The sequence below is a fragment of the Lysinibacillus sp. FSL W7-1291 genome (genome assembly GCF_038593415.1).
GTDB lineage: Bacteria > Bacillota > Bacilli > Bacillales_A > Planococcaceae > Lysinibacillus > Lysinibacillus fusiformis_D.
Map to the genome: position 1 here is coordinate 1,994,802 of NZ_CP151994.1, position 12,744 is coordinate 2,007,545.

General features: G+C 40.5%; 12 protein-coding genes. 9 read left to right on the plus strand and 3 right to left on the minus strand.

The window, feature by feature from the left end:
- The first annotated feature begins 88 nt into the window (after positions 1-88).
- The 5 genes from NST76_RS09630 (at position 89) to NST76_RS09650 (ending at position 4,030) form a co-directional block, all read left to right on the plus strand.
- Positions 89-640, plus strand: a complete 552-nt coding sequence (locus NST76_RS09630; protein WP_141903213.1) for a sigma-70 family RNA polymerase sigma factor — start codon at positions 89-91, stop codon at positions 638-640.
- Complete coding sequence (locus NST76_RS09635) at positions 615-1,679, plus strand: DUF4179 domain-containing protein (protein ID WP_342545098.1); 1,065 nt, start codon at positions 615-617, stop codon at positions 1,677-1,679. Before NST76_RS09630 ends, NST76_RS09635 begins: the two co-directional genes overlap by 26 nt.
- An 84-nt stretch (positions 1,680-1,763) precedes the next feature.
- A complete protein-coding gene (locus tag NST76_RS09640; protein ID WP_036128993.1) occupies positions 1,764-2,288 on the plus strand; it encodes a hypothetical protein in 525 nt (174 codons plus the stop codon).
- A gap of 26 nt (positions 2,289-2,314) precedes the next feature.
- Positions 2,315-3,043, plus strand: coding sequence for an alpha/beta fold hydrolase (locus NST76_RS09645; protein ID WP_244504814.1), 729 nt, complete (start codon positions 2,315-2,317; stop codon positions 3,041-3,043).
- A gap of 420 nt (positions 3,044-3,463) precedes the next feature.
- Positions 3,464-4,030 carry a hypothetical protein gene (locus NST76_RS09650; protein WP_036128987.1) on the plus strand — a complete coding sequence of 189 codons (567 nt, stop codon included), beginning with the start codon at positions 3,464-3,466 and terminating at the stop codon, positions 4,028-4,030.
- 588 nt (positions 4,031-4,618) lie between these two features.
- On the opposite strand, the gene NST76_RS09655 is transcribed toward NST76_RS09650, so the two are convergent.
- The 3 genes from NST76_RS09655 to NST76_RS09665 are packed head-to-tail and all read right to left on the minus strand — an operon-like array spanning position 4,619 to position 8,485.
- Positions 4,619-7,090 (minus strand): ABC transporter permease, encoded by a 2,472-nt coding sequence (locus NST76_RS09655; RefSeq protein WP_342545099.1) that lies wholly within the window; start codon positions 7,088-7,090, stop codon positions 4,619-4,621.
- Entirely contained in the window at positions 7,090-7,905 is an 816-nt protein-coding gene (locus tag NST76_RS09660) for an ABC transporter ATP-binding protein (RefSeq protein WP_340834063.1), read from the minus strand. Before NST76_RS09660 ends, NST76_RS09655 begins: the two co-directional genes overlap by 1 nt.
- Positions 7,871-8,485, minus strand: coding sequence for a sigma-70 family RNA polymerase sigma factor (locus tag NST76_RS09665; RefSeq protein WP_283778132.1), 615 nt, complete (start codon positions 8,483-8,485; stop codon positions 7,871-7,873). The genes NST76_RS09660 and NST76_RS09665 overlap by 35 nt, the downstream gene beginning before the upstream one ends.
- 106 nt (positions 8,486-8,591) lie before the next feature.
- Between NST76_RS09665 and NST76_RS09670 the strand changes: the two genes are divergently transcribed.
- From NST76_RS09670 to NST76_RS09685, 4 genes are all read left to right on the plus strand, one after another.
- Complete coding sequence (locus tag NST76_RS09670; protein WP_340834065.1) at positions 8,592-8,888, plus strand: hypothetical protein; 297 nt, start codon at positions 8,592-8,594, stop codon at positions 8,886-8,888.
- Positions 8,889-8,980: 92 nt separating this feature from the next.
- A complete protein-coding gene (locus NST76_RS09675; RefSeq protein ID WP_340834066.1) occupies positions 8,981-9,418 on the plus strand; it encodes a hypothetical protein in 438 nt (145 codons plus the stop codon).
- Between the two features lie 162 nt (positions 9,419-9,580).
- Positions 9,581-11,263 (plus strand): methyl-accepting chemotaxis protein, encoded by a 1,683-nt coding sequence (locus tag NST76_RS09680; protein ID WP_342545101.1) that lies wholly within the window; start codon positions 9,581-9,583, stop codon positions 11,261-11,263.
- 71 nt (positions 11,264-11,334) lie between these two features.
- Positions 11,335-12,291, plus strand: coding sequence for a hypothetical protein (locus tag NST76_RS09685; RefSeq protein WP_340810970.1), 957 nt, complete (start codon positions 11,335-11,337; stop codon positions 12,289-12,291).
- Positions 12,292-12,744 lie beyond the last annotated feature (453 nt).

Sequence of the window (12,744 nt, forward strand, 5' to 3'; positions counted from 1 at the left end):
CTACTTTTTGTATGGCCAAAAAAATAAATAAAAGTGAAACCTTTTGCTTGGATAAAAGACTCTAAGTATGGAAGGAGGGGAAACAAGTATGGAACATGATTTATCTATCGTTAAACAAGCGATTGCGGGGCAGAAGGAAGCCTTTGAACAGCTACTTGTGCTAGAGGAAGAAAAACTATATTACACGGCGCTATCGTATGTTGGTCAAAAAGAGGATGCGCTAGATGCTATTCAAGAAGCGGCATGTAAAGCCTATTTAACCGTTCATCAACTAAAAAATCCAGCATTTTTCTCGACATGGCTGTTCCGCATTTTAATTCATGAATGCTATCGTTTGCTGAAAAAGGGCAAGAAAATGATTCCCTATGAGGAGAGGGAATTATTAGATCGGTTACATGAACAGGAGCAAGTCATCGGGAATCCTATTGATTTAGCAGAAGCTATCCAACAATTAAACCATCCTCAGCAAATGGCGCTCATTTTATTTTATTATCGCGATTTGCCGATTAAAGAAATTTCAGACATGATGGAAAAGCCTGAGAACACCATCAAAACCTATTTGCATCGTGGTAAAAAACAGCTAAAGCGACAATTAGAAAGGAGTGCAATGTTCAATGAAAAAGTCAGTGACCCTACCTGAATTTCCACGTGATGAGGTACGAGCAGCGATTGCACAAGGTATTCAACAAGCACAAGGTAAACCAATTCAAATGAAAAGAAGAAGCAAGCGTAAACCATTCGTATTTATTGCCAGTACTGTTGCCATTTTTAGTTTAACCATTGGCACAGCCTATGTATCACCAACATTTGCGAGCACATTGTCCAAGCTACCAATTATCGGTTCCGTATTCAATGACTCAGGCTTGCCTGGGCTAAAACAAGCCAGTGAACAGGGGCTAACCAAAGCTGTTGGCGAAACACAAACCATCAATGGGATTTCGGTCACAGTAGATGAGGTGCTTTATGATGATTCTCGTATAACGGTTGGGGTAACGATGCAATCTGAGCAGGCATTGAGTGAACTATATTTTGGAGCAGGCTTGGAATTTACCATTAATGGCGCCCAACCAACTGTCAGCTCAGGTAGCTATTCTGAACATAGGTTAAGTCCTACGGTTCGGACAGGTATTGCGACGTTTGATGTCAAACAGGTTGAGGAAATGCCAGATTTCTTTCAATTGGGCTTAATATTAGCAGGGGAAAAGGGAGAAAAATGGATGTTTTCGACCCCGATTGAAAAGATTACAGAGATTGTCCATGTTCCTGTGAATCATCGACAGCAGGTTGAAGGCATTGAGCTTGATATATCCAACATCTCCTTCAGTCCATCAGGGATCTCCCTTGACTATGAAGCAACGATGAACGGAATCCTCGATAACTCACCAGCATCTATAGAATTTTTCATAACAGATGGGCAAGGCAGAGAGATTGCCTCTCATTCGGGCGGAGGAAAAGCACAATTTGATGATGGGTTGTGGAAATTAAGCAGCACGAAAGCCTTTGATCCAATAGCACAACATGTTGAAAAATTAATCATTACGCCTTATGTTTCCATTCCATCAGGAGGTGGGAGCGTTCAAATAGACGCTGATGGCAAAGAAACACATATCCCATTTAATCCATCAGCCTATAAAGAAGTGAAGTTCCAACCATTTACAGTAGAAGTACCCATACAATAATAGGAGCGTCAAATACATCCTTTGTATTTGGCGCTTATTTTATGGTAGCTTTAAGAAAGTTATTGTTTTGAAGGAGCGAAAGTCGTGAAAATTTATACATACAAGCAACCAGCAGCCATCGAGTCAACAGAGGCCATCCAAATTATCAATGAAGCGGGGGAGGTATCGTCCACTGTTCAACGTGTTTATTCCAATGCTCTAAAAAAAGCATTTGACCGCACAATGGACTATCGTTATTTTGTTCGCTTTGATGTCAATGATCGCAACGGTCGACCACTTTTTACGTGTAAAAAAGTATCCCGTCGTGGGCGCGTACATTTCAGAGGCAAGGATTTGGTGTCAGGCAAAGACTATATGATTGCCTATGATGGCTGGCAAATCATGATTCCTGATTTACTGATTACAAATGGTGAACAGCAAATCAAGCTCAACAAAGAAATGGAGGGCTGGTCTGTATTTACAGTGAATGAGCAGCCTATCGCACGTTGGCAAGCTACTTTCTGTGAGACGCATTTTGATATTACGCTAGAAATTGAAGACAGTAGTCCCATACAGGAGGAAGCCTTTTTTATTGCGATAGGACAGGCAGTATTGTTTGTGGGGGCATAAACTAATTCGAGAAAGGGCTTGATTATGTGCTAAAGATACTACCAGCGAAAGAAATTTATTTACAGGGAAACGAGCATGCCGTATTACTTTTACATTCTTTTACGAGTCATACAAGAGATATGAAGAAAGTAGCCACTTCATTACATGCACAAGGCTACACTTGCTATGCACCGTTATACCGAGGACACGGTCATACCCCAGAACAGCTATTACACTATCAGGTAGACGACTGGTGGCAGGATGTAGTCGATGCCCACCAATTTTTATTGAATGAAGGCTATCAGAAGATTTCGGTCATTGGCTTATCCATCGGTGGCATTTTTACTTTAAAGCTTGCCCAATTCGAAAAGCTATTACAAATCATTGTCTTATCAGTACCAATTGATAAGGAGCCAGCGCAATTAAAACAAAGAATAATTGATTATGCCTACAATTATAAAACGATAGAGGGCAAATCAGCGTCTCAAATTTCACAGGAAATGGAGCCATTTCAACACATGGCGTTAGATGCTATGAGCGCATTTCAACAGTTTATCCAAGCAACGATGCAGCAGCTTGATAGAATTACCGTTCCTATCGCTATCTACTACGGTGAACGCGACGATGCATCATATGCACAAAGCGCTGAAACGATTTATCAACATGTTCACTCTTCCACTAAGCAGAAGAGGGGCTTTGAAAACGCTAAACATTTGATGACATTAGGCCGGGATCAAGATGAAATCATACAGGAGATAATAGATTTTTTGGAATAAATGCTAATGGAGGAATGTTGCAGGACAAGCATTCTGGAGACCAAGAGGTGTTAGGATAAAACCAATAGATGCACCCAATCGTTAGGGAAAATCTAATGACTGAGGTGCATGTTTCTTTCTAAATTAAAGGATCTTTTGTTTTTGTTTCTCCAGTTGGATTCTTTCGTATTCCACCTCTAATTCTCTGTGTTTAATCAAATACTCTTTTTTTATTTGATACACCTTAATCACACTGAAAATCGCAATAATAAAGGCAAATACAAGCATTAATAATTGTATATTTGAGAAATACAAAAAAACACCTCACTTTCTTTATATATTATACATTTATCTGGATATTATGTATAATGAAGTTAATATTACATTATCCATTAATGTAATATTTTAACATAAATAAATAAAACAAGGAGGTTTGCTGTGATGAAGAAGCTTCAATTTTTTATTTGTGGTTTGATTGTTACGTTGATTGTTGCTACAATTTTTCCGAATTTTGCGAATGCTAATGAATTTGGACGTAAAGAAAGTGCTTTAGCCGAATCCATCTACTATAATTTGGCTACACAAACATTAGAGTTTGATGAAGAAGCTGCCCAGGAATTATATCATTTCTCAGATGAAGAATTAAATTATTACGAATCTCTCGAATCACTATCTCCTAATGAGGTTCACCATAAACTTTTAACCTTTGGGCTAGACATGGAAAATTACGATGGTACAATCCTTTATAAAGAGAATGAAGATGGAGAAGTAACACCATATGCTGTTATAGCATGGCTTGCCGGAATTGGTTTGGTTTCTTTCATAGGCTATTTCTTCTGGGACCGATACTTGACACATAAAGAAAAAATGAATTACATGAATAAATGCTTTGCACAGGGTGGCAACCCCATCATTGACTCAAGAGATGATGCTGGTTTAAATGGACAAACCAATGCGACGGAGGCTAGAAAAATAGGTGGTTATAATTTTGCTTGCCAAAAACCATAACCTTCGATGGAATGGGCAACTCGTCGAAAAAATGACGAAACGAATGTGAGAGCCCTTCAAAATCTGAATTTTGAACAGTAAAGACAACAGCCTTTCTGAATAGAAGGGCTGTTGTCATAGTGTTGAAAAACAAAACCATCAATAGCATTTTTGTGAAAGGTGAGAGGTGAAAAAGGATTTCCGTTGCAGGCTACTTGCTTTCTTGTGGGCGAGCGCCGAGCCGCTTCGTGCAGGGGATCGCCTGTCTCGCTATCCCACGGGAGTCAAGTAGCCTTCCACTTCAACCCACAAAAATGGTACCTTTTTAGCAAAGGTTTTCAACTAAAGTGAAAGTATTCATTACTCTTTATGGAAGGGTGTTGTCACTCATCACTTCTCCACATGAAAAATAAGAGCCTATCCTTTCTCTCATCATACAAATAATGGGCTATTTTGTTCACTACGGCTCATCGGACGCCCCCTGGAAAGGACGCTGGCGGAGCGGAAATCACCCGCTCGCCTTGCCAAAGGTTCTTTTTCTGCTATTGACATCACCTTTTTTCAACAACAATAACAACAGCCCTTCTGATATAGAAGGGCTGTTGTTATTTAGATTTCCACGATTTCATTCGCTAATTTTTGTCGGCTAATCCAATAGCCTTGGAGCGTAAAGACAATAAGTGTTGCTATTAAGAAGGCGCTGCTTGTGATGCCTAATGTTAAGTAGTCATAGGACATCGGAGAGCTTTCATCAATGAATCCCAGCATTCTTGTTAAAATAAGTCCAATAAACGTGCCGACAGTGAGGCCATATAGCACAAACGATAGGACTTGCGTCAAAATAAGTTTTATTAAACCATTTGGTGATAAGCCTATCAATCGCTGAATGACATAGTCACTACGTTTAGTATAAATGGTATGCAGTAATGTTTGCAGTACACCAAGGACAGTAGCGACAATTAATAGTACAAAGACGCCGACAAATAGGCTCCAACGTTGGAAGAACATTTCACGGGATTGCTCCATCATGGTCACTTTATCCGTAAATTTCAAGGCTGGCCAGCGCTCTTCTAAGAATGACAGGTCAGACAATGCTTGCTCAGGGTTAGTTGTTTCGACCATAATGTCTTCAATGATTGTGTGGTCCTGAGAAGTGAGGAAGGATGACCAATCCACGATTAATTCTGCGTAGTGAAGAGGTGCATCAATAATTCCTATAATTTGTAATTCACCTGTTGGCCGATCCTGCTGTGCAGCAACATCATAGGAGCCTATTGTAATACGATCACCAACCGATAAATGATGACGATTCGCCAAGCTTTTTGTCACTAACAGTCCATCCTGTAAAGGGCCCTCGATTTTTGGCAACTTCCCTAATTGTCCAAATTTCTCGATATCAATGGTTGTATAGTTCTCTGGTAGCCATTCATCGCCGAGTTGCAGGGCAATGTACGCATTATTACTTTGTGCATAAGCATACTGCACGCTTGGCAAGGCCTCCATTTCCTTAATAACTGCGGGTGTAAGGGTTGGATCATTTAATTCATTATTGATTTTTACAGCGGTTTCGTATTGTGATTCGGTGAAGGCTAGGTCATTATGCTGTAACGTTTTCATTAACGAGCTACCAAAGGTTAAAATGACCATTAACCCAATAATGCTGAGCACAATCGGCCTATTTTTGCGTACTTGTGGCATGACTTGCTGGCACGCTAAATAGGCTTCCTTGCCAAACACTGCACGAATCGGCTTTAATGCAACCTGAAGGAGGGCTGTAAACAGATAGGGGATGAATAACAGTAAAATCCCACAAATCAATAGTGTTCCGATTAAAATCAAGAGTGCTCCTTGATTGCTTCCTGTTCCTGTCAGTTGTGCTTGCAACAAGAATAAAACAGCGATAATTCCTCCAATGCTGACCATGATCGTTTTCCATTTGGTCCAACGAAGACGTAAATTTTCATTGTCTGTTGCGATTTGTAATGGCAATAATCTGGCACTTTTTGCTACTTGCCATTGTGTCATTACCTGAAGAATCAAGAAGCTCGAAAGCGCGATGACAATCACAAAAGGAAGAGGAAGCTCTGTTCTAGCATTTGGTAAATGTAAGAGGCTAATCAATTGTGGTAGCCAAATTTTTATTACCAGTAAGCTCATCGTTGTCCCGAGCATAACCCCAAAGCAAATAATAAGTGATAATTGTAGTTTGACAATGCGCCTAACTTGCTGCACTGATGCACCGAGAGCACGTAAAATCATCAGCTGTTCTTTAATTTTATAAAATAATAGCTGGAAAGTGGACAGTAATAAAACACTTGCAATGAGTAAAATAAAGACAGCTAGGACAATCATAAAAATCATTAAGCTTTGTAAATTTATTTTAAACAAATCATAATCACTCATGACATCTACACGAAAAGTTTCATCAAGCTGCTTGATCTCTGTGCCAACTGCCTTAGCAAGGCCATCCTCTGTTTTAATAAGTGCAAACATACCAGCAGTTTGTGGCTGACTATTATTCATCCATGTTTTCACAATGGTATTTGGCAACAATATGATATTAGGGCTATCCGTACCTTTCATCGTTGGTAAAATTTCTCGGACAATAAAATTCTTCGTTTGAATATGAATGGTGTCTCCGACGTTCTTCTTGAAAATACGTGCCACATTTTCTGAAATAATGGCATCGTTCGGACCAAGATTCATCTCGAAATGATAGCGGCTTTTCACAAGGTCATCATTTTCTACGCCAACGGTATAAAAGGTTGTGCTTTTTTCTTGCTCAACCTTTGTGTGAGCTAAAGATACATTAGACACTTGGGTGACACCTGCTAGGCTGGAAAGTAACTCTATTTGTTGTGTCGTTAACAGCTGATGTTGATCTGGATTATAGCCGACCATTATATCCATTTCTCCGTACAAGGCTTGGATGTCAGCCTTCATTTGATTATGGGCGTTTAAAGCGTAGACACTCATCGTCATCACAAGGCAAATGGAGATGGTTATAATGCTAATACTCGTTAGGACATTTGCCCAAGCGGCACGAAAAAGTTTTAGGGCAACGGCACGCATTGTAAACATTATCGCTCCCCCCTCGTAGCCTGCTTAAATTTCATTAAAATACAATCCAAATCCTCTTCATTTCGCTGATTCTGATAAGAGTCTACAATCGCACCATCATGGAAGAACAACACCCGATTGGCATAGGTAGCAACATAAGGGTCATGGGTGACAAGTAAAATCGTTTGTTGACTCTTTTTTTGAAGCTCAACAAGCAACTCCAATATCTCATCCGTCGTATTGACGTCCAGCGCTCCTGTTGGCTCATCAGCTAGCAAAATAGGCGGATTTGCGATAATGGCACGAGCAATAGCAACCCGTTGCTTTTGTCCTCCTGATAGCTCATGTGGTCGATGCTTTGCCCAAGCGCCGATTTTCAGTTTTTCCATCATGTGCTGCACGCGCACTTTAATGTCCTTACTAGAAACATCATTTAAAATAAGGGGGAGTGCAATATTATCTTCCACGGATAAATCTTTTAACAGATGAAAGGATTGGAAGATAAAGCCGATATTTTCTTTACGAAATTGCGATGCTTTGGGCTCTTGATATATATCCTGAGCCTCCTGACCAAATAAAAATAATGCCCCGTCTGTTGGTTCATCAATCGCACTAATCATATTCAGTAGGGTACTTTTACCAGAGCCGCTTGTCCCCATAATGGCCACCATCTCTCCTTGATAAATGGTGCAATGGATATTTTTTAAGGCGTTCACGGTGTGATGCTTTTGCTGATAAATTTTGGACATCCCTTCAACACGTAACACTTCCGTTAAACGTCCTTCAGGGATGGGTATTGCATTAATGACTTCTTTCAACGGATTGAACCCACTCATCAAGATATGCCCCCTTTAATTGTTGTCGTAATGCTTGCAAGCCACGGCGAATATGTGTTTTGACGGTGCCTTCAGGGCATTGTAAAATCGCTGCAATATCCTTGACGGAGTAGTCCTGATAAAATCGTAGCAATAACACCGTTTTATACTTTTCCTCAAGCTGGCAAAGAGCCTGCCATAAATCCAGTTCTTCCTCGATATATGTAGGAGATGTACTTTTTAAATCCTCTAAGGTTTGTGGTTCGACAAGCTGAACCTTCTTTTTCTTGGCTATATAGGTTTTACAGCAATTGATCATAATACGGGTTAGCCAAGTGGTAAAATAGTGCGGCTCCTTTAATTGTGCTAAGCCCTCAAAGGCTCGAATAATCGTTTGCTGAAAAACTTCTACGGCGTCGTTTTCATTTTGTACATAGACATAAGCCATACGATAAAGCTTATGCTGCTCCAGCTCAATTAGCTGATAAAACGCTTGCTCATCGCCATGTTGGGCTAAGGCTACAAGAGATTGTTGCGTGGTTGTAATGAAAATCGCCTCCTTTTCGACTATTAGACTCGGCAAGTCGTCATTTCGATTCAAGTTTTTTATTTTTAGGAAGAAACTTAATAAGCATACCCATTTAATAGAAGGTTATCAATTTACTGCTATAATGATAGTGGTTTAATCGAAAAAAAGGAGTGAGTTTATGAGCAAAAAACCTATTTATGTTGAGATAGACATCCAGGCTCCTATAGAAAAAGCATGGGATTATACACAAAAACCACAGCTGCATGAGCAATGGGATTTACGTTTTACATCCATTACATATATACCGAAAAGAGCACCTGAGGAGTCACAGCGTTTTACCTATGAAACGAAGGTCATACCTGGCTTACAGGTTAGTGGCTGGGGAGAAAGCAAGGGGGAGCATCATAAAGAAAATGGCATCATTGACCGCTTTGCATCGGATGACGATATGGGGGATTCCTTTTTTACAAATTGATTATCATATTGAAAGAAATAAGGGAGATTGGCAGGAAATGACTAGTTCAAACGAGAAGGTCCTTATAGAGTCAACTAAAAAGGAGTGATGGTTTGCGTTTAACAAGAGGAATTACTGGTTTTGATGCCGAGCATTTAATCGAGCAGGATATGCGTACGTTTCAGTCAATGGTGTACCATTTAGTGACAAGTGAACAGCGAGCAAAAGTAAGACAATTTATCGATGAACCTCCCTTTGTCTACATGCAGGCAATGGTGGACTTAGATGGGGAGAAGCTGACAATTCTTCATCATCGATATATGCCCTATATTGCGTTTGCGAAGCAGAATGAGGAGCTTCCCTTTACATTTTTATCAAAGCCTCGGCTACACAAATATTTCCCTATGCGTAAATGCTTAGAAGCGACTACTCTTATGACATTACTATCAAAGGATCAGGCTTTACATAGCTTATCAGTGACGGAATGGCAGTACATCGCTTATTTTAATAGCCAAACGATTGGCGACGTTATGTTTAATGCTTGGGATTGATTGTAGTCCAATATACTCAAGACGAAAGATGCTATAAAAAACACTATATTGACCAAGTTATTTCTGGAAATCTAGTAAAAATTCCTAAAGCCACCAATCCTTCTTGTTAAATGGTAGATTACTATTTATGGAATAGATATGGAAAATAAGGAGTTTTTGCAGATGAAGTTCAAAACAATCAGTCGACGCATTGTTTTTTCTTTTAGTATTGTCATCGCCATCATGATAGGCTACATTGCGTACAATTATTATGCCATCACACAAAGTAACAATGCGACAGAACAAATTGTTCAGCAAGAATTACAATTATTAATTGCAGATTTTGAGCAAGCACAAACAATCGATTTAAGAATAGCGGCAGTTAGAGGCTATGTACTGTCTGGTAATGAAAGATATAAAGAGATTTTCCAAGATAATGTGGCGAAGGCAGCCGACAACGAGGAAAAACGATCAGCACTCACAACCTCAGGTGAATTCGGGAAATATGCGCAAATGGCAAAGGAATGGAATCGTTATATTGAACAACAAGTATTTGCAGTATATGACAAGGGTCAAACCGAGCTTGCTATCCAAAATTTAACGAAAATGGATGACACGGCAACCGCGATTCGTGAGGGCTATGAAGGGTTAGCGGCGCAACGAAAGCAAGCCATTAATGAGGTAGGCACGGACATGATTGCTGCTGGTGAAAATAAACAGCTAATTGCGATTGTCGTAGGTATTTTCATTGTCCTGCTAGCCGTGATGATTGAACTACTAAGTGCCCGTGGTATTTCAAGACCCATTATTACATTAACAGAGCGTATGCAACGAATGACGAAGGGGGATTTAAGCGAGCCCCCTTTACCTATTCAATCAAAGGATGAAGTGGGCCAGTTGATGGAAGCGACCAACACAATGGCAGATATTTTAAATCAACTCTTGAAACATATTCAAACAGTGTCGGATGAGGTAGCGGCTCACAGTGAGGAGCTTTTGCAGTCAACCACGGAGGTAAAAGCAGGTACAGAACAAGTTGCCCATACTGTTACAGAAATCGCCAGCGGTACAGAACGACAGGCAAACCATGCAGCAGATGTCGCTTCCTCCATAAACGACTTTGCTGTCAAAGTAACGACTGTTCATGACGGCAGTAAAGACGTTCAACAATATTCGCAGGAAGTCAAAGCTTTAACAGAAGAAGGTAGAGATGCCATGACCTCTTCCACAAAGCAAATGGAAGCGATTCAGCAGATGGTAAAGAACGCGGTGGATCAGGTAACTGGTTTCAGTAAACAAACACAAGAAATTTCTAAGCTTGTAGCGGTCATTCAAAATATTGCGGCACAGACAAACTTATTAGCACTGAACGCAGCGATTGAAGCAGCCCGAGCTGGGGAACAAGGAAAGGGCTTTGCGGTGGTAGCCGACGAGGTTCGCGCATTAGCCGAGCAGGTGGCCTTCTCCGTTGATGATATTACAGCTATCGTAAGAGCTATTCAGGATGATTCAAGTACAGTGACCTCCTCATTAGAGCAGGGCTATGGAGAAGTAGAAAAAGGCACAGCGCAAATTGCCACGACCAATACAACATTCTATCGTATTGCAGATGCGATCGATGCCATTGCAGCAAGCATTAATGGGATGTCCTCCGATTTACACGGGGTTGTTCACAATACTGTCACGATTCACCAATCTGTCGATGATATTGCGGCTGTCTCAGAGCAGTCAGCGGCAGGTATTCAGGAAACATCGGCGACCATTGAGCAGGCTGCAAGCTCTATGGAGGAAATGAAACATAGTGCCGAGCATTTAGCAGAAATGGCCGAACAATTAAATGGCCTCATTCGTCGCTTCAAACTATAGAAAATTGCGCTTGATTTCAAACTTCCAACACATTTACGCTGTATACTATTGCATTGGAAGGTGGAATCATTTTGAGAAAATATTTACTTTTATTATTAATGAGTACTTTATTCATGGCACCAGTTGCCTATGCCCATACGATGGATAAAAGTACACTATTCACAGATGTCCCTGAAACAGCCTCCAATATTCAGGACATTATGGTATTACACAGTATTGGGCTTCTTGGGTACAATGGCAAAGATATGGCCTTAAACCCAACAGACAACTTATCACGCAAGGATTTTGCAGGCTGGGTAGGTGGCTTCTTTGGCCTAGCAGGATCGACTGTAGATGAGCTAGCACAAGCAGCACAAAAAGAGGATTACGTTTCTTCCTTAGAGGGGGACCTTACGTACAAAGAAATTAATACTGCCCTTTTTCATCATAAACTAGAACTAGCGAATCCAGATGCAACCATGACAAAAGAGGAGTACATTGCGTTCTTAACAGAGAACCTAACATTTGATATGGGTGGTCATACGCTTATTCAAATGGGCGGCTTTGCAGAAGGACCAACAGGCACTATTGAAGATGTCGTAACAGGTGACGAAACAGGGCTCATCATTGGTGGTAAAACATACATGCTGTCAGGACACCCGCGCATCTTTGCTGATTCAACAGATGCCAAAAGCTGGGTAGGTCAACAACTGGAACGCTCTATTTTCACAACAGCAGGAGATCATCATCATGGTCATGACGGTGGTCAAGAAGAAAGTCACGGGGATCATGCCGAAGGGCACGGCGACAGCCATGAACACGAAGCAGCAGCCTCGAATGAAGCTACTCTACAATATGTGCAAATTAGCTCCGCACAAGTAGCAAAAGAGGACGCCAAAGAAGTGCAGTCATCGAATGCCACGCCAAAAGAACAACAAACAACTGCAGCAGATGACACAACATCCAACTCAAATACAGTATGGATGATTGCCATCCTAGTAGTCCTAGCAGCCATTTTCGCCTTTGTTTTTGTGAAACGAAAAAAATAAAACAAATTTTAAGAACCAGCAATGATCGAGGAAATTCGGTTATTGTTGGTTTTTTTAACAGGAAATGATTGCTATAATAAAGTAAAGTGCGGATAGTAAGCTAACATGATTTCATAGCATGATTCGCACCAAAAATATTGATGGAAATGCCGCTTGGACAGAACTATATTGGTTATTAATACCTATTTTTTATTTATAAACATTAATATTAAGGATATTTTGTTGAGAATTTATTTATTTTCGCAGTCACTCTCTGTATAGAGAGTGTCGATTGAAATCTCCTGCCCCTCGTAACTGCCTAAGTGAGTCCGTCACTTACTGCATAAAAAGTGTGCTATTCTTTAAAACTAAATAACCATCACAGATAAATAAAAAAGGTGAACAGCAACAGGTGGGGTCAGTTGACCTACAATCGCTGTTCATTTTTTATTCCCCAAAACCGTACACATTCAT

Excerpts from the sequence above, each read along its gene's own strand:
- NST76_RS09630 (WP_141903213.1), top strand. The coding sequence starts at position 89 with ATGGAACATGATTTATCTATCGTTAAACAAGCGATTGCGGGGCAGAAG.
- NST76_RS09650 (WP_036128987.1), top strand. The coding sequence starts at position 3,464 with ATGAAGAAGCTTCAATTTTTTATTTGTGGTTTGATTGTTACGTTGATT.
- NST76_RS09635 (WP_342545098.1), top strand. The coding sequence starts at position 615 with ATGAAAAAGTCAGTGACCCTACCTGAATTTCCACGTGATGAGGTACGA.
- NST76_RS09655 (WP_342545099.1), bottom strand. The coding sequence starts at position 7,090 with ATGTTTACAATGCGTGCCGTTGCCCTAAAACTTTTTCGTGCCGCTTGG.
- NST76_RS09660 (WP_340834063.1), bottom strand. The coding sequence starts at position 7,905 with ATGAGTGGGTTCAATCCGTTGAAAGAAGTCATTAATGCAATACCCATC.
- NST76_RS09670 (WP_340834065.1), top strand. The coding sequence starts at position 8,592 with ATGAGCAAAAAACCTATTTATGTTGAGATAGACATCCAGGCTCCTATA.
- NST76_RS09680 (WP_342545101.1), top strand. The coding sequence starts at position 9,581 with ATGAAGTTCAAAACAATCAGTCGACGCATTGTTTTTTCTTTTAGTATT.